This window comes from Pseudomonas sp. 478, assembly GCF_003254125.1.
GTDB lineage: Bacteria > Pseudomonadota > Gammaproteobacteria > Pseudomonadales > Pseudomonadaceae > Aquipseudomonas.
In genome coordinates, this window is record NZ_QKZG01000011.1 from 57387 (window position 1) to 74160 (window position 16774).

Here is a 16774-nt window from a genome sequence, read left to right on the forward strand (position 1 = left end):
GCGGGGTTCCTTGAAGTGCCTGACGGAGGCGGACAGCCTGTTTAGCTGTTATGCCCGTGGCGACTATGCAAGACACATTGAGAATCACCGAAGTTTTCTACTCGTTGCAGGGTGAAACGCGGACTGCCGGGCTGCCCACTGTTTTTGTGCGCCTGACCGGTTGCCCATTGCGTTGCCAGTACTGCGACAGCGCTTATGCATTCACTGGCGGCACCCTTCGCACGCTCGACGACATCCTCGAGCAAGTGGCCGGTTTTCGTCCGCGTTACGTCTGTGTCACCGGCGGCGAGCCGCTGGCACAACCCAATGCCATCCCATTGCTCAAGCAGTTGTGTGACGCCGGTTACGAGGTCTCGCTGGAAACCAGCGGTGCCCTGGATATCTCGGCGGTCGATCCACGGGTCAGTCGCGTCGTCGACCTGAAAACCCCGGGTTCGAAAGAAGCCCACCGCAACCGCTACGAGAACATCGAACTGCTCACGCGCAACGATCAGGTGAAGTTTGTCATCTGCTCGCGGGAAGACTATGACTGGGCCGTGTCCAAGCTGATCCAGTACGGTCTGGATCAGCGTGCCGGCGAAGTCCTGTTCTCGCCAAGTCACCATGACCTTAATGCTCGGGACCTGGCTGACTGGGTGGTGGCGGACAACCTGCCAGTGCGTCTGCAATTGCAGTTGCATAAATATCTTTGGAATGACGAGCCGGGGCGCTGAAATGACTGAACAATTGAACACCACTGAAAAACGCGCGGTCATCTTGTTGTCCGGCGGCCTCGACTCCGCGACCGTTGTGGCCATGGCTCGCGCTGAAGGCTATAGCTGCTACACCATGAGCTTCGACTACGGTCAGCGGTCCCATGCCGAACTGCACGCCGCCGAACGTGTCGCTCGCGACCTGGGTGTGATTGAACACAAGGTGATCGGCCTGAACCTGAACGGTATCGGCGGTTCAGCATTGACCGACACCAGCATCGATGTGCCGGAAGAAGCGGGCGAAGGTATTCCGGTGACTTACGTACCAGCACGCAACACCGTTTTCTTGTCTCTGGCGTTGGGCTGGGCTGAAGTGCTCGGCGCTCGCGACATCTTTATCGGCGTGAACGCAGTGGATTACTCCGGTTACCCGGACTGCCGTCCCGAGTTCATCGAGTCTTTCGAACGCATGGCCAATCTGGCGACCAAGGCCGGTGTAGAGGGGAATGGTTTCCGTATCCAGGCACCGCTGCAGAACCTGAGCAAGGCGCAGATCGTCCAGGCGGGCGTGAAGCTCGGCGTTGATTACGGCCTGACTGTTTCCTGCTATCAGGCGGACGATAACGGCCGTGCATGCGGCAAGTGCGACAGCTGCCGCCTGCGTGCAGAAGGCTTCGCGGCAGCCGGAATCAGTGACCCAACACCTTATTTTTGATTTATTTCAAATTAGGTGTTGAATAGTCCTTAAAAATCAGTATTATACGCGCCACCACACAGCGGGTCGTTAGCTCAGTTGGTAGAGCAGTTGGCTTTTAACCAATTGGTCGTAGGTTCGAATCCCACACGACCCACCATTTTTGTAGCAGTTTTAAAAGTCTGGAAGGCCCACGCAAGTGAGGATTTCCGGATTTTTTTTTGCCCGCGATTTAAGGTCGCCCAGGTTCTGGGCTGCACCGCGTGACGCAGGTCAGAATCATCTTTTGCATCCACGGGATATTCTGTAGCCTTGCGCAGCTTCAACGTTGTCCGTGCCTGATGATACTCACTCTCCCGGCGGTACCCTGAAGGGTCCGGAGCCGGGTGTATACTCGACTTTCGCGCGAAAGCGCCTGCAGGTCTTGCGAACATGACGCAGATTTCCGAACGCCTTCTGGTTCAAGCCCACCTCGACGCCAAGCAGCCCAAGCCGCTGACTGCCGAGGAGGAGGCCTATTACCGTGCCGCCATCGCTGCCGAGCTCAAGGCTCAGGATGCGGTGCTGGTTGCTCACTTCTATTGCGATCCGGTCATTCAGGCCCTGGCCGAAGAAACCGGAGGCTGTGTCTCCGACTCGCTGGAGATGGCCCGCTTTGGCAATGCTCACCCGGCCAAGACCGTGGTGGTCGCCGGTGTGAAGTTCATGGGCGAGACCGCCAAAATCCTCAACCCTGAAAAACGCATCCTCATGCCCACCCTGGAGGCGACCTGCTCGCTGGACCTGGGTTGCCCGGTGGACGAGTTCTCGGCGTTCTGCGATCAGCACCCGGAGCGTACCGTGGTGGTGTATGCCAATACGTCGGCGGCGGTCAAAGCCCGGGCGGATTGGGTGGTGACTTCAAGCTGCGCGCTGGAGATCGTCGAAAGCCTGATGGATAACGGCGAAACCATCATCTGGGGCCCGGATAAGCATTTGGGCACCTACATCCAGCGTCAGACCGGCGCGGACATGCTGCTGTGGGACGGTGCCTGCATCGTTCACGAAGAATTCAAGTCCAAACAGCTCGAAGACATGAAGGCGCTGTACCCGGACGCAGCAATTCTGGTGCACCCGGAGTCGCCGACGTCGGTGATCGAGCTGGCAGATGCCGTCGGCTCCACCAGTCAATTGATTGCGGCAGCGCAGAGCCTGCCAAACAAGACTTTTATCGTCGCCACTGATCGCGGCATCTTCTACAAGATGCAGCAGCTGTGCCCCGACAAGGTCTTCATCGAAGCGCCAACGGCTGGTAACGGCGCAGCATGCCGTAGTTGCGCACATTGCCCGTGGATGGCGATGAATACCCTTGAGCGCACGCTCAAGAGCTTGAAGGAAGGGACTAACGAGATCTTTGTCGATCCTGCGTTGATTCCACAAGCGATTCGGCCGCTCAAGCGCATGCTCGACTTTACCCAGGCTGCACGGATGAAGTTGGCTGGCAACGCCTGAGGTCTTTCAGTTAAGTCACAAAACCTGTGGGAGCGAGCCTGCTCGCGATAGCGATCTGTCAGCCATATCAATATTGACTGATACATCGCCATCGCGAGCAGGCTCGCTCCCACAGTGGTTTGTGTATGGCTGGATTACTTGGTTTTCTTTGGAATCCGCACGAGCTGGGTGTTGGAGTAGATGTCATGCCAGCTGCGTTTCTGTTTGTCGAACAGCGACCAGAAGAAACCCAGCCCGACGCACAGCAAGGACGCGATCGACACCACAAAGCGCAGCAACGCCTGCCACAGGCTGATGGATGAGCCGTCGGCGTTTTGTACGCGGATGCACCAGACCTGCATGCCCAGGGTCTGACCGGACCAGGTCCAGAACTTGGCGAAGAAGCCGAACAGCACAAACAGCAGCACCGTTGACAGCAATGGATCGCCGTCCAGCGCGCCGGCTTCGGTCAGGGTGCGCATTTTGTCTTCGCCGATGATCGCCATCTGGATCATCTTGTAAATGCCGCTGGTGACGATCAGCAGGGCGGTACACAACAGGAAGTCGTAGAACATCGCTGCCAGGCGACGACCCAGGGTAACGGCAGGAAAGTCGCCCTGGGGTTTGAGAAGATGTTTCGACATGGCAGCCTCTGGACGGAAAAAAGAAGCCATTTTACGGATTTACGCGCACAAAAAAGCCCCTGATGTCAGCATCAGGGGCTTTTTCGTTACAGAAGATCAGGCTTCTGCTTGTACTTCGTCAGCCTGCATGCCTTTCTGGCCTTGCACAGCAACGAAAGTCACTTTCTGGCCTTCTTTCAGGCTCTTGAAGCCGTTGCCCTGAATAGCGCGGAAATGCACGAACAGATCCGGACCGCTTTCTGGAGTGATAAAACCAAAACCTTTCTCGTCGTTAAACCACTTGACGGTACCGCTCTGACGTTGGGACATTTCTTATTTCCTTTGACGCAAAAATTAATGACAGCCTCCTTCTTGTGAAAGAGTACTGGGGCTGGTTGCAGGAGAGTAAGAAGACGTCGAACGGGATGTAGCTAACTTGTAGGCTACTGCCCAGGTCACGATTCCAAGCGACCCATGCAAACACAGTGAACAAACTCTACGCCAACTACGGGAGAAAAAACAAGCCCTGTGGAGGGCCCGGATTTGCTCGCGTTGATGCCGTTCGGCGGCAACTAGCGCTGGCTTATGCGATAGAGGTGTTCAATTGTTTTCGATCGTTATAAGCCAAGTTCGTAATCGAAGGTGTGCACTGTTTTATGGCGGTTGCGTTACACATTAGTGCGCTGTTAACGCAACCGCGTTACTTATAGAAACAGTCAATCAGCCACGGTAGTAGCGTTGTGGAACAAATGGCATTTTGCTTACAAGCAAAGGTACCTTTTTCCCACGAACAATCGCCCATACCGGCGTATCGAGAGCGATATAGGCACTGTCGACGTAACCCATTGCCAAAGGGCCGCCCAGGGTCGGACCGAAGCCGCCGCTGCAAACCGCGCCAATGATGTCGCCTGCTTCATTGACGATCTCTGCGCCTTCGCGCACCGGCGTGCGTTCCTGAGGCAGCAGGCCAACGCGCTTGCGGCTGACACCGGTTTGTTGCTGTCCGAACACGGTTTCAGCGCCAGGGAAGCCGCCGGCACGTGCGCCATCAGCGCGACGAGGCTTGGAGATCGCCCACAGCAGGCTCGCTTCGATCGGGGTGGTCTCGGTGTTCATGTCGTGGCCATAGAGGCACAGGCCAGCTTCCAGGCGCAGGGAATCGCGAGCGCCGAGGCCGATGGCCGCCACTTCAGGTTCGGCCAACAGGGCACGAGCCAGGGCTTCGGCGTTGGCGGCCGGCACGGAGATTTCGTAACCGTCTTCACCGGTGTAGCCCGAACGGCTGACAAAACAGTCCACACCCAGCAGTTTCACGCGGGCGAACTGCATGAAGGTCATTTTCGCGACTTCAGGCGCCAGACGCGCGAGCACGGTAACGGCGGCCGGACCTTGCAGCGCCAGCAGGGCGCGTTCCTCAAACAGCGGCTCGATGGTGCACTGGTCGCCGATGTGCTTGCGCAGGTGCGCCAGGTCCTGGTCCTTGCAGGCGGCGTTGACCACCAGGAACAGTTCGTCGTTACCCAGGTTGGCGACCATCAGGTCGTCGAGGATGCCGCCGGTCTCGTTGGTGAACATCGCGTAACGCTGCATGCCCACCGGCAGGTCGATGATGTCGACCGGCACCAGGCTTTCCAGCGCCTTGGCGGCATTGGCGCCGGTCAGGCGGATCTGGCCCATGTGCGAGACATCGAACAGCCCGGCCTGATCACGGGTGTGTTGGTGTTCTTTCATTACGCCGAGCGGGTATTGCACCGGCATGTCGTAACCGGCAAACGGCACCATGCGGGCGCCGAGTTCGATGTGCAGTGCGTGCAGCGGGGTTTTCGACAGTTGTTCGGTGGACATATTCAGCTCCTGAAAAAGTGTGCAAATGCGCGTGAGCATCAGCACTCGATAATGTTGACCGCCAAACCGCCACGGGCGGTTTCCTTGTATTTGCTTTTCATGTCGGCGCCGGTCTGGCGCATGGTGCGGATGACCTTGTCGAGGGAGACGAAGTGCTGACCGTCGCCGCGCAGGGCCATGCGCACCGCATTGATGGCCTTGACCGAGCCCATGGCGTTGCGCTCGATGCAAGGCACTTGCACCAGCCCGCCAATCGGGTCGCAGGTCAGGCCGAGGTTGTGTTCCATGCCGATTTCGGCGGCGTTTTCCACTTGCTGCACGGTGCCGCCGAGGACTTCGCACAGGGCGCCGGCGGCCATGGAACAAGCGACGCCAACTTCACCCTGACAGCCGACTTCGGCGCCGGAGATCGAGGCGTTTTCTTTATAGAGGATGCCGATCGCGGCCGCGGTCAGCAGAAAACGCACGACGCCGTCTTCGTTGGCGCCGGGGATGAAGCGCATGTAGTAATGCAAAACAGCCGGGACGATCCCGGCCGCACCGTTGGTAGGCGCCGTCACCACGCGCCCGCCGTTGGCGTTTTCTTCGTTGACTGCCAGTGCATAGAGGTTGACCCAGTCCAGCACCGACAGCGGATCGCGCAGGGACGATTCGGGGTTCTTGCACAGTTGCCGATGCAGCGCGGCCGCCCGACGTTTGACCTTCAAGCCACCGGGCAGGATGCCTTCGTTACGACAACCGGCGTCGACGCAATCCTGCATCACTTGCCAGATTTTCAGCAGGCCGGCTCGGGTTTCCGCTTCCGGGCGCCAGGCACTTTCGTTGGTTAGCATCACCTGGCTGATCGATAGACCATAGGTGGTGCAGTGACCGAGCAGGTCCTTGGCGCTTTTGAACGGGAAGGTCAGTGGCGTGGCGTCTTCGACGATACGGTCGGCGCCGGCGGCGTCTTCATCGACCACAAAACCGCCGCCGACCGAGTAGTACTCGCGGCTGCGGATTTGTATGCCCGCCGCATCGAAGGCGCGAAAGATCATGCCGTTGGGGTGATAGGCCAACGGTTTGCGGATCATCGCCAAGTGTTCTTTCTCATTGAACGCAATGCTGTGTTCGCCGAGCAGGTTCAAGCGACCATTGCCGCGAATCTCTTGCAGACGGGCGGCGACGGTTTCAGTGTTCACAGTGTCCGGGTGTTCGCCTTCCAGGCCCAGCAACACAGCCTTGTCGCTGCCGTGGCCTTTACCGGTGGCGCCGAGTGATCCGTAGAGCTCGACTTTGACGCAAGTGGTCGCGGCCAGTAGCCCTTCACGGCGCAAACCTTCGGCGAAACGCGCAGCAGCACGCATCGGGCCGACGGTGTGAGAGCTGGAGGGGCCGATGCCAATCTTGAACAGGTCGAACACGCTTAAAGACATGGTTGTTCTCCGGTTTCTTGTTATGGGAATAGCGGCTTGGCACAAATCCCCTGTGGGAGCGGGCTTGCTCCGGGCGGCGTTCCGACGAAAGCGGTGGGTCAGGCAATGTTGATGGTGACTGATCCACCGCTTTCGCGAGCAAGCCCGCTCCCACAAGGGTGTATGCGGTGTACTTGAAAATGGGGGCAGGCGAACCCGCCCCCATCAGTTTTAAGCGTAGCTTTCGATCGACGGGCAAGCGCAAACCAGGTTGCGATCACCAAACACGTTGTCGACCCGACCGACCGGTGGCCAGTACTTGCCTTCGATCAGCGACGCAACCGGGTAAACCGCCTGCTCACGGCTGTAAGGATGCGTCCACTCGCCGACGATTTCCGCCGCGGTGTGGGGGGCGTTTTTCAGCGGGTTGTCGTCCTTGTCCAGGGTGCCGTTTTCCACTGCGCGGATTTCTTCGCGGATGCGGATCATGGCGTCGCAGAAGCGGTCCAGTTCTTCTTTGGATTCGCTTTCGGTCGGCTCGATCATCAGCGTGCCGGCGACCGGGAACGACATGGTCGGGGCGTGGAAGCCGAAGTCGATCAGGCGCTTGGCGACGTCATCGACGCTGATGCCGCTGCTGTCTTTCAGCGGACGCAAATCGAGGATGCATTCATGCGCCACCAGGCCGTTGCTGCCGGTGTACAGCACCGGGTAATGCTCTTCGAGGCGACGGGAAATGTAGTTGGCATTGAGGATCGCCAGTTGCGATGCACGCTTGAGCCCGGCACCGCCCATCATCCGAATGTACATCCAGGTGATCGGCAAAATGCTCGCGCTGCCGAACGGTGCGGCGCAGACCGCGCCTTCCTTGCGCTCCATCTGCGCGTGGCCCGGCAGGAACGGCGTCAGGTGCGACTTGACACCAATCGGACCGACGCCCGGGCCGCCACCGCCGTGGGGGATGCAGAAGGTTTTGTGCAGGTTCAGGTGCGATACGTCGCCGCCGAACTTGCCCGGCGCGCAGAGGCCGACCATTGCATTCATGTTGGCGCCGTCGATGTACACCTGGCCGCCGTGGTCGTGAATGATGCCGCAGATTTCGCGGATGCCTTCTTCGAACACGCCGTGGGTCGACGGGTAGGTGATCATCAGCGCGGCGAGGTGTTCGCGGTGCTCGATGGCCTTGGCCCGCAGGTCTTCGATGTCGACGTTGCCGCGGGCATCGCAGGCGGTGACCACCACGCGCATGCCGGCCATGTTGGCGGTGGCCGGGTTGGTGCCGTGGGCGGACGAGGGGATCAGGCAGATGTCGCGACGGTCTTCGCCACGGCTCTGGTGATAGGCGCGAATCGCCAGCAGGCCGGCGTATTCACCCTGGGAACCGGCGTTCGGTTGCAGCGAGATCGCGTCGTACCCGGTGGCGGCGCAGAGCATCGCTTCCAGCTCGTCGGTCAGCTGCTGATAGCCGGCGCTTTGTTCGGCCGGAGCGAACGGGTGCAGGGCGCCGAATTCGGCCCAGGTCACCGGGATCATTTCGCTGGCGGCGTTGAGTTTCATGGTGCACGAGCCCAGCGGGATCATGGTGCGGTCCAGCGCCAGGTCCTTGTCGGCGAGCTTGCGCAGGTAGCGCATCAGCTCGGTTTCCGAGTGGTAGCGGTTGAACACCGGGTGGCTGAGGATTGGCGACTGGCGCAGCAGCGGGGCCGGGATTGCGCTAACCACCGAGGCGGCGAGGGCGGCGAAGTCCGGCAGGGTTTGGCCGTCGGCCAGCAAGGCCCACAGGGTTTCCACGTCAGCTGGCGACGTGGTTTCGTCGAGGGACAGGCCCAGACGCTCGCCATCGACCACGCGCAGGTTGATCTGCTGGGCACGCGCCTTCTCGTGCAGCGCGGTAGTGTGCGCGCCGGTCTTGATCGTCAGGGTGTCGAAGAAGTTTTCTTGCTCAACCTTCAGGCCCAGGGTGCTCAAGCCTTTGGCCAGAATCGCGGTCAGGTGATGCACGCGGTTGGCGATCTGGGTCAGGCCTTTCGGGCCGTGGTACACGGCGTACATGCTGGCGATGTTGGCCAACAGCACCTGGGCGGTGCAGATGTTCGACGTGGCCTTCTCGCGACGGATGTGTTGCTCGCGGGTCTGCATCGCCAGGCGCAGGGCCGGCTTGCCGAAACGGTCGACGGAAACACCGACCAGACGGCCCGGCATGTCGCGCTTGAACGCATCCTTGGTGGAGAAGTACGCCGCGTGCGGGCCACCGAAGCCCAGCGGCACGCCGAAGCGTTGCGCACTGCCGATGGCCACGTCGGCGCCGAACTCGCCCGGCGGAGTCAGCACGGTCAGGGCCAGCAGGTCGGCGGCGACCGCGACCAAGGCGTTGGCGGCGTGGAAGCGTTCGGTCAGTTCGCGGTAATCGAATACATCACCGTTGCTTGCCGGGTATTGCAGCAGGGCGCCGAAGAACGGCGTCACGTCGCTCAGTTCGCGCTCGTCGCCAACGACCACGTCGATGCCCAATGGCTCGGCGCGGGTGCGCAGCACGTCGAGGGTTTGCGGGTGGCAATGCACGGAGGCGAAGAAGGCGTGGCTGCCCTTGTTCTTGCTCAGGCGTTTGCAGAAGGTCATCGCTTCGGCGGCGGCGGTGGCTTCGTCGAGCAAGGAAGCGTTGGCGATCGGCAGGCCGGTGAGGTCGCTGATCAGGGTCTGGAAGTTCAGCAGCGCTTCGAGGCGGCCCTGGGAAATTTCCGGCTGGTACGGCGTGTACGCGGTGTACCAGGCCGGGTTTTCCAGCAGGTTGCGCAGGATCGGCGACGGCGTGTGCGTGCCGTAGTAGCCCTGGCCGATGAAGGTCTTGAACAGCTGGTTTTTGCTGGCGATGGACTTGATCAAGGCCAGGGCGTCGGCTTCGCTGAGGCCGTCTTCGAGGCCGAGGACGCTGGTGCCCTTGATGCTGTCGGGGATGACGCTGGCGCTCAGGGCTTGCAGCGAGTCGAAACCGAGGCTGTTGAGCATGGCTTGCTCGTCGCCGGTACGCGGGCCGATGTGGCGGGCGATGAATTCGTTGGCAGTGGTCAGGCTTACTTGAGTCATGTCAGCGCTCCTCAGGCTTCGGCGTTGGCTTTGATCAGACGGTCGTAAGCGTCTTGATCCAGCAGTTTGGCGACAGCCGATGCATCGGTAGGCTGGAAGCGGAAGAACCAGCCTTCGCCCAGCGGATCTTCGTTGACCAGTTCAGGGCTGCTGTCCAGCGCCGGATTCACTTCCAGCACTTCACCGTCCAGTGGCATGTACACGCCGCTGGCAGCTTTTACCGATTCCACGGTGGCGGCTTCAGCGCCTTTGTCGTAGGACTGCAGCTCAGGCAGTTGTACGAAAACCACGTCGCCCAAGGCGTTCTGTGCGAAAGCGGTAATGCCGACTGTGACGGTGCCGTCAGCTTCGGTACGCAGCCATTCGTGATCTTCAGTAAAACGCAACTCGCTCATGGAAACTCCTAAGGGGGCCAGACTCGTCTGGTGGACGCGATTGAAATACTCGGCAATGCCGTACTTTATGGATGGTTACTAAGCAAAAACGCGGCCAATGTTTTTTAGTCGTTAAAAATCAATAGGTTATGTGTTTAGTTGAGGTGCGGCGATTTGCTGGCTGTAGCGAAATCGCTACAGCCCAGGGCGAAGAAAAAAGCCTAAGTGGATCAAAGCCTTGCACAGCGGTGATCAGGAGAGGGTGTAGCGATATCGTTCCACTGTAGCGCTTTCAGTACAGATGGAGGTCGCTTTTAAACACGATTCTGAAGCCAACACAAAACCTGTGGGAGCGGGCTTGCTCGCGAAGGCGTCGGGTCAGCAACATTGCTGGCGCCTGACACACCGCTTTCGCGAGCAAGCCCGCTCCCACAGTTTTGAACGAGTAGGGCTTACGGCTTGTTGGGAATGCCGTATTTGCGCAACCGATGGGCAATCGCGGTGTGGGAGGTTTGCAGGCGGCTGGCCAGTTGGCGGGTCGAGGGGTAGCTGACGTAGAGTTTTTCCAGCAGGGTTTTTTCGAACTCTTCCATCGCCTGTTCGAGGCTGTCAACGTCGCTGTCGCTCTGACGCGCCACGGAGGTGCCGGCGATATCGAGGTCGCCAATGTCGACCAGGCTGCTCTCGCAAATCGCAGCGGCGCGGAAGATCACGTTCTGCAATTGCCGCACGTTGCCCGGCCAGCGATTGCCCAGCAGTGCCGGATAGGTGCCGGGCGCCAGGCGACAGACCGGGCGCTGGATCTGCGCGCAGGCCTGCTGCATGAAGTAGCGGGCCAGCAGCAGGATGTCCTGGCCGCGTTCGCGCAGGGGCGGGACTTCGACGTTCAGGACGTTGAGGCGATAGAACAGGTCTTCGCGGAACGAACCTTCGCTGACCATTTTTTCCAGATCGCGGTGCGTGGCGCTGAGGATCCGCACATTGACCTTCACCTCACGATCCCCGCCCACCCTGCGGAAACTGCCGTCGTTCAAGAAGCGCAGCAGTTTGGCCTGCAAGTACGGCGACATCTCGCCGATCTCATCGAGAAACACCGTGCCCTGGTTGGCCAGTTCCATCAGCCCCGGTTTGCCACCCCGTTGTGCGCCGGTGAAGGCGCCGGGGGCGTAGCCGAACAGTTCGCTTTCGGCGAGGTTCTCCGGCAATGCCGCGCAGTTCAGCGCCAAAAATGGCGAACTGTACCGGGCGCTGATGGCGTGGCAGGCACGCGCTACCAGTTCTTTGCCGGTGCCGGTTTCGCCCTGGATCAGCAACGGCGCATCAAGGGCCGCCACGCGCTGGGCGCGAGCCTTGAGGGTGCGAATCGCCGGGGATTCACCGAGCAGCGCATCGAAACCTTCGGCATGGTCGTGGTGCAGCGCCGAGAGGCGTTCGCCGATACGGTTGGGTTGATACAGGGTCAGCAGGGCGCCGGCGTCGGTAATCGGTGTGGCGTCCAGCAGCAACGTCTGGCCGTTGACGGTGACTTCCCGCAGCGGCAGGCGGAAGCCGTTTTCCAGAAGGGCTTCGAGCAGTGCCGGGTCGGCGAACAGGTCGGCGATGCTTTCGCCGTCAGGCTCGCGACCGTACAACGCAATCAATGCCGGGTTGGCCAGCAGTACCTTGCCGGCACTGTCCAGCGCCAGGACCGGGTCGGTCATGGCCGCGAGCAACGCATCAAGCTGCAGGTGCCGGCGCTGACCGGGAAGAATGTCGACCACCGTCACCGCTTGCACGCCGCGCACACTGAACAGCGCATCGCGCAGTTCTTCGAGGACTTCCGGGCTCAGGGTCGGGGCGTCGATGTAGACGTTGGGCGGAATCATTTCCACCGCATCCAGGTTGAGATTGCGCCCACCGAGCAGGGCCAGGACTTCCTGGGTAATGCCGACGCGGTCGATGAAACTGACGTGGATACGCATGGGGCGTTTTTGGGTTCTGGAGTGCGGAGGGTGGCAAGTATGCCTTGGAGGAGGGCTGGGGTGAAATCTTGAGATTGGAGTTGGCAGGAAGATCGACCCCTCACCCCAGCCCTCTCCCCAGTGGGGAGAGGGGGAAAGGGTGCAGATTGGGGGCTTTTCGAAACCTGAGTCCGACTCGATATCTCAGGTCGATGTCACTCGAAAGAGCAACTCGGTCAGTCCCCTCGCCCCTCGGGGCGGTCCGACGTTTCGGGAGGGTTAGGGTGAGGGGGGACCTTCAGATTCGATCCAGATGCTCGGGTTTTATCGGGTCGCCGGATTTGACATGGAGCTGCGCCCGCACATCTTCAAACATGGCGTCGTACTCCTTGTGTATCGAGCCGATACTGGCCTCTTTGGGCATCCCGTACTTCTGCGCGATGCGTGTGACATGTCGGGCGAAGTCGAAGGCCTGGTCCTTGGGCAGGAAGAATTCTTCCTGCAATGCCTTGTCCCCAACCGAACCATGCATCTTGAAGAGCATGCCTTCGCCCTCCTTGGGATCCTGGCTGACGGCATATTCGATGTGCAGGTTGTAACTGTAATCATCCTTGTTCAGCGCGTAGCGCTCGATGTGCAGGTGACCGGGCTCGAACGTTGCCATTGATTTCTCTCCTTCAAACAGCCATTGAATCAGGGCAGACCTCAAGCCTGCCCTCGGAGTTTCTTTTATTGATAGCTCATCCGGGTGTCGCCGTGTCCGAGAGTGGACCGATGATAGCTTCGCTTTAACCGTGTACTTTCCCATGAAACACCCCATCGGTCGTGTCCAACTTTTGGGGTGCACACCAGAGCGTGGGAACAATCATCCGCAAGGGAACGATCGGTCGGCTACCACTGCGCGCGATGGGAGCCCAATTCTGAAGCCGCAAGTGTCCACTGCAACGGCGTCCCCGTAATCTTCAGCGGCACATGAAGTCGATGCGCCGGTCCCCAAGGCGTCTGCTCCACCAACAGCCCTTGATCGCTGTCATCCTCCGCCCGCAACGGCTCATCGGTTCCCGGGCCGTTTTCAATCAGCAACTTCGCCGTACGCGCCAACGACAACCGTGCCGAGCCACCGCGCCCCAATAATCGAATCGCACTGGCCGCCATCAAATACCCGGTGGCGTGATCGAGCGCTTGCAAGGGCAATGGCGTTGGCTTGTCTGCGCGCTTCCAGTGCATGCCGGCGTCGGCGATTCCGCTGCTCATTTGTACCAGGCTGTCGAAGCCGCGGCGGTTCTGCCACGGGCCGCTCCAACCGTAGGCATTGAGGCTGACGTCGATCAGGCCGGGCGCCAGTTTCTGGCGTTCTGCGGTGCCGTAACCGAGATGTTCCAGTGCATCGGCGCGGTAGCCGTGGAGCAGAATGTCAGCGTCCTTGAGCAGGCTTTCGAACACCGCGCGATCAGTCTTGTCGTGCAGGTCCAGACGCGCGCAGCGTTTGCCCAGGGTGACTTCCGGCACCACGCCCGGTTCGTTCCAGGTCGGTGGGTCGATGCGCAAAACGTCGGCGCCGAGGCCTGCCAGGAAACGGCTGGCGATGGGGCCGGCGAGCACTCGAGTCAAATCCAGCACCTTGACGCCGGCCAGCGGTTGCGCCACCGAGCCTTGCCACGGTTTCGCGTTCTGGCGGCTGTTGTCCGCCAACTGAATCAGTGGCTCGGCGTTCACGGCCTGACCTTGGGGATGCGTCTGCCATTGCGCCCAGCTACGCATCTCGGCAGCGCAGCCACCGGCATCGACCACGGCTTGCTCCAGATCGCCTTTGGCCCATTGAGCAACCTTGCTCGCCATCGCTGCACGGTCGGCACAGGCGCCGAGCACTTTTTCGGCAGCGGCGCGGTGATGGGGGGCGTTGGTGTGCAGGCGGATCCATCCGTCTTTGGCCGCGTAGTCACCGGCGACGGGGTCCCAGAGTGGCGGAACGCTCCAGCCTATCGGGCGGATCGACGTGGCGAACCAGAAAGAAGCGAGGCGGCGGTCGACCTCAAGGGTGGGTAAACGACCGGTCTGTTGCTGCAGCCATTCGCTGACAGCCTGACCGGCAGCGGCAATGCTGGCGCATGCCAGGTCGGTGACGGCAAACGCCGAGGGCAAGGCGCCGCTCGAGGTGAACTTGACCTGGGTGCGAGGCAAGCCGAGTGCGGCTTGAATGGACGTGAGTAAATCAGTCATCGAAGGCCCTCCGGAACGAGAGCCCGAGCATAGATCAAAAAACGGCGCTGTCAGATGAAAACGATGAGGCCAGCTGAACACAATCCCTGTGGGAGCGGGCTTGCTCGCGAAGGCGTCGGGTCAGCAACATTGCTGGCGCCTGACACACCGCTTTCGCGAGCAAGCCCGCTCCCACAGGGGATTTTCTGCGGTCATGGAAGTTGTATTACACCCGAAACTGATCCATCAATTTCATCTGGTGCGAGGTCAGCGAGTTGAGGTGGCTGCTGATCTGCGCCGATTCGGTGGCCTGGCCGGTCAGGGTTTCGGTGACGGTACGGATCGCCGAGACGTTGCGGTTGACCTCTTCGGCCACGGCGCTTTGCTGTTCGGCGGCGCTGGCGATTTGCAGGTTCATGTCGCTGATGACCGTCACCGCGTCGCTGATTTTGCTCAAGGCCTGGACAGCTTGCTGGATCTGCCCGGCGTTGCTGTGAGCCTGGGTCTGGCTCGAATGCATCGTGGCCACCACGCCGCGAGTGCCGGTCTGGATGCGTTCAATCACGATGCGGATTTCTTCCACCGAATCCTGGGTGCGTTTGGCCAGGTTGCGCACTTCATCGGCGACCACCGCAAACCCGCGACCGCTCTCGCCGGCACGCGCCGCTTCAATCGCCGCGTTGAGCGCCAGCAGGTTGGTTTGTTCGGCGATGCTGCGGATCACCTCCAGCACCGAACCGATCTGCTCGCTGTTGACCGCCAACGCTTCGACTTCGGTCACGGCCTTGCTGACTTCGTCGGCCAGTTGATTGATGTCGCGGGTGCTGCGTTCGATGATCTGCATGCCGTCGCGGGCCGACTGATCGGCACCCTTGGCCGCGTTAGCCGCGTTCGAGGCACTGTTGGCGACGTCGTGGGCGGTGGCGCTCATTTCGTTGGACGCGGTGGCGACCTGGTCGATTTCGCGGAACTGCACTTGCATGCCTTCGCTGGTCTGGCGGGCGATTTCCGAAGACTGGTCGGCGGTGCCGCGCGCATCGGTGATGCTTTGTTTGATCTGCGCGATGGTCGGTTGCAGCTTGTCGAGGAAGCGGTTGAACCAGCTCACCAGTTCGCCCAGTTCGTCTGTCTTGCTGTAGTGCAGACGCTGGGTCAGATCGCCGTCGCCGCTGGCAATCGCCTTGAGCATCTCGGCCACGCTGTTGATCGGCCGGGTCACGCCGGACGCCGTGAGCCAGATCAGCAACAGTCCGACCAGGCCGGCAATCACCGCCACCAAAACGGCTTTGATCGTGCCGCTTTGCTGGGCGTCATCGAGTACGGCTTGCAACTTGACCGAGTCGGCCAGCAACACGTGTTTCGGCAGGTCGATCACCACGCCCCAGGCTTTGGACTCGGCAATCGGACTGACCGGGTATACCGCTCGAATCAGGTCGCCCTGTTCGAGAATCTTCGGCGTGCCAGCGCTGAGCAATTGCAGAACGTCCTTGCCGTCTGCGCCCAGGGTGTCGCCGATGCTTTTACCGACCTTGCTCGCGTCGACGCTGTAACCGGCGAGTACGCCGCTGCCGGAGACAATCAGCATGTGCCCGGCGCTGTTGAACAGATCGCGTTGGGAGTCGACAGCCGCCGCTTGCAGCGCGTCGAGGGCGATGTCCACACCGACCACGCCGATGGATTTGCCATCCACCAGCAGCGGTACGGAAATGGTGGTCATCAGCATTTCCTTGCCGGCGACAGTGTCGGCATATGGGTCGAGCAGGCAGGTGCGCTTGCTGTCGCGAGGGCAGGTGTACCAACTGTTATAGGGCGTGCCGCTGAGGCTCAAGGTGGTTTTGGTCATGTCGTCTTCGACCATGATCGTGTTGATCCCGACACCGCCGGCACGGCTCCAGTAGCTGGCGAAACGACCGACTTCGTTGGATTGGCGAGCGGCATCGTTGGCGAACTCGCTGTCCTTGCCGTCGAGGCCATTGGGTTCGAATGCCAGCCAGATACCGAGCACTTTACTGTTGCGCTCGAAGGCGGTTTTCAGGCTCTGGTTCAACTCCTCACGCAGGGCGCCGGCCTCAAGGGAGCGCGTGCTCGCCATGGTGCGCATGTCCTTGATCTGATCGGCCAGGGCGGTCACCACCAGCAGGCTTTCACCGAAGGTCTTCTGCACCCGCACTGCTTGCTCGGCGGCCTTGGCCTGGAGCAGGTTCTGCACGCTGGCGGTGAGCATGTTGCTGCTGGAGGCGCTGACCAGTTCATCGTTCTGATCGGTCTGGTAGATGTTCATGCCGACGATCAGGACGACCACGCCCAGCAGGCACAGACCGGACAGCAGGACGATTTTCAGGCGGATGGAGAGAGAGTCGAACATAGGACGAGCTCGCGAATGAATGAGGTGTTGGCTGTGAGTCGGGATCGACCCAATTCGCCAAGTCCATTCAGCGCCATTTAATGCTCATCGGCGT

General features: G+C 60.6%; 13 protein-coding genes, 1 tRNA gene and 1 pseudogene. 4 read left to right on the forward strand and 11 right to left on the reverse strand.

Features of this window, described 5'->3' with window-relative positions; translation table 11 throughout:
* Positions 1 to 65: 65 nt before the first annotated feature.
* The 4 genes from queE (at position 66) to nadA (ending at position 2877) form a co-directional block, all read left to right on the forward strand.
* Complete coding sequence (gene queE, locus DFS28_RS22175; protein ID WP_074880837.1) at positions 66 to 713, forward strand: 7-carboxy-7-deazaguanine synthase QueE; 648 nt, start codon at positions 66 to 68, stop codon at positions 711 to 713.
* 1 nt (position 714) lies between these two features.
* Complete coding sequence (queC, locus tag DFS28_RS22180; RefSeq protein ID WP_111451446.1) at positions 715 to 1407, forward strand: 7-cyano-7-deazaguanine synthase QueC; 693 nt, start codon at positions 715 to 717, stop codon at positions 1405 to 1407.
* A 63-nt stretch (positions 1408 to 1470) separates the two neighbouring features.
* A tRNA-Lys gene (locus tag DFS28_RS22185) sits at positions 1471 to 1546 on the forward strand.
* A gap of 272 nt (positions 1547 to 1818) precedes the next feature.
* On the forward strand, positions 1819 to 2877 hold the full coding sequence (gene nadA / locus DFS28_RS22190) for a quinolinate synthase NadA (protein WP_008146918.1): 1059 nt from the start codon (positions 1819 to 1821) through the stop codon (positions 2875 to 2877).
* A 134-nt stretch (positions 2878 to 3011) separates the two neighbouring features.
* On the opposite strand, the gene DFS28_RS22195 is transcribed toward nadA, so the two are convergent.
* From DFS28_RS22195 to DFS28_RS31250, 11 genes and pseudogenes are all read right to left on the reverse strand, one after another.
* Positions 3012 to 3500 (reverse strand): RDD family protein, encoded by a 489-nt coding sequence (locus DFS28_RS22195; protein ID WP_111451447.1) that lies wholly within the window; start codon positions 3498 to 3500, stop codon positions 3012 to 3014.
* Positions 3501 to 3596: 96 nt separating this feature from the next.
* Positions 3597 to 3809, reverse strand: a complete 213-nt coding sequence (locus tag DFS28_RS22200) for a cold-shock protein (RefSeq protein ID WP_003175786.1) — start codon at positions 3807 to 3809, stop codon at positions 3597 to 3599.
* A gap of 390 nt (positions 3810 to 4199) precedes the next feature.
* Positions 4200 to 5324, reverse strand: a complete 1125-nt coding sequence (gene gcvT, locus DFS28_RS22205; protein WP_111451448.1) for a glycine cleavage system aminomethyltransferase GcvT — start codon at positions 5322 to 5324, stop codon at positions 4200 to 4202.
* 38 nt (positions 5325 to 5362) lie between these two features.
* Entirely contained in the window at positions 5363 to 6739 is a 1377-nt protein-coding gene (locus DFS28_RS22210) for an L-serine ammonia-lyase (protein WP_008146925.1), read from the reverse strand.
* Between the two features lie 210 nt (positions 6740 to 6949).
* On the reverse strand, positions 6950 to 9802 hold the full coding sequence (gcvP, locus tag DFS28_RS22215; RefSeq protein ID WP_111451449.1) for an aminomethyl-transferring glycine dehydrogenase: 2853 nt from the start codon (positions 9800 to 9802) through the stop codon (positions 6950 to 6952).
* Positions 9803 to 9813: 11 nt separating this feature from the next.
* On the reverse strand, positions 9814 to 10197 hold the full coding sequence (gene gcvH / locus DFS28_RS22220; RefSeq protein WP_007949423.1) for a glycine cleavage system protein GcvH: 384 nt from the start codon (positions 10195 to 10197) through the stop codon (positions 9814 to 9816).
* Positions 10198 to 10628: 431 nt separating this feature from the next.
* Positions 10629 to 12137, reverse strand: coding sequence for a sigma-54-dependent transcriptional regulator (locus DFS28_RS22225; RefSeq protein ID WP_111451450.1), 1509 nt, complete (start codon positions 12135 to 12137; stop codon positions 10629 to 10631).
* A gap of 277 nt (positions 12138 to 12414) precedes the next feature.
* Entirely contained in the window at positions 12415 to 12780 is a 366-nt protein-coding gene (locus DFS28_RS22230) for a DUF5064 family protein (protein ID WP_111451451.1), read from the reverse strand.
* Between the two features lie 227 nt (positions 12781 to 13007).
* Positions 13008 to 14336 carry a CoA transferase gene (locus DFS28_RS22235; RefSeq protein WP_111451452.1) on the reverse strand — a complete coding sequence of 443 codons (1329 nt, stop codon included), beginning with the start codon at positions 14334 to 14336 and terminating at the stop codon, positions 13008 to 13010.
* Positions 14337 to 14541: 205 nt separating this feature from the next.
* A complete protein-coding gene (locus DFS28_RS31245) occupies positions 14542 to 15297 on the reverse strand; it encodes a methyl-accepting chemotaxis protein (protein WP_371917827.1) in 756 nt (251 codons plus the stop codon).
* A gap of 150 nt (positions 15298 to 15447) precedes the next feature.
* Positions 15448 to 16680: pseudogene (locus tag DFS28_RS31250) on the reverse strand (chemotaxis protein); the annotation flags it as partial.
* Positions 16681 to 16774 lie beyond the last annotated feature (94 nt).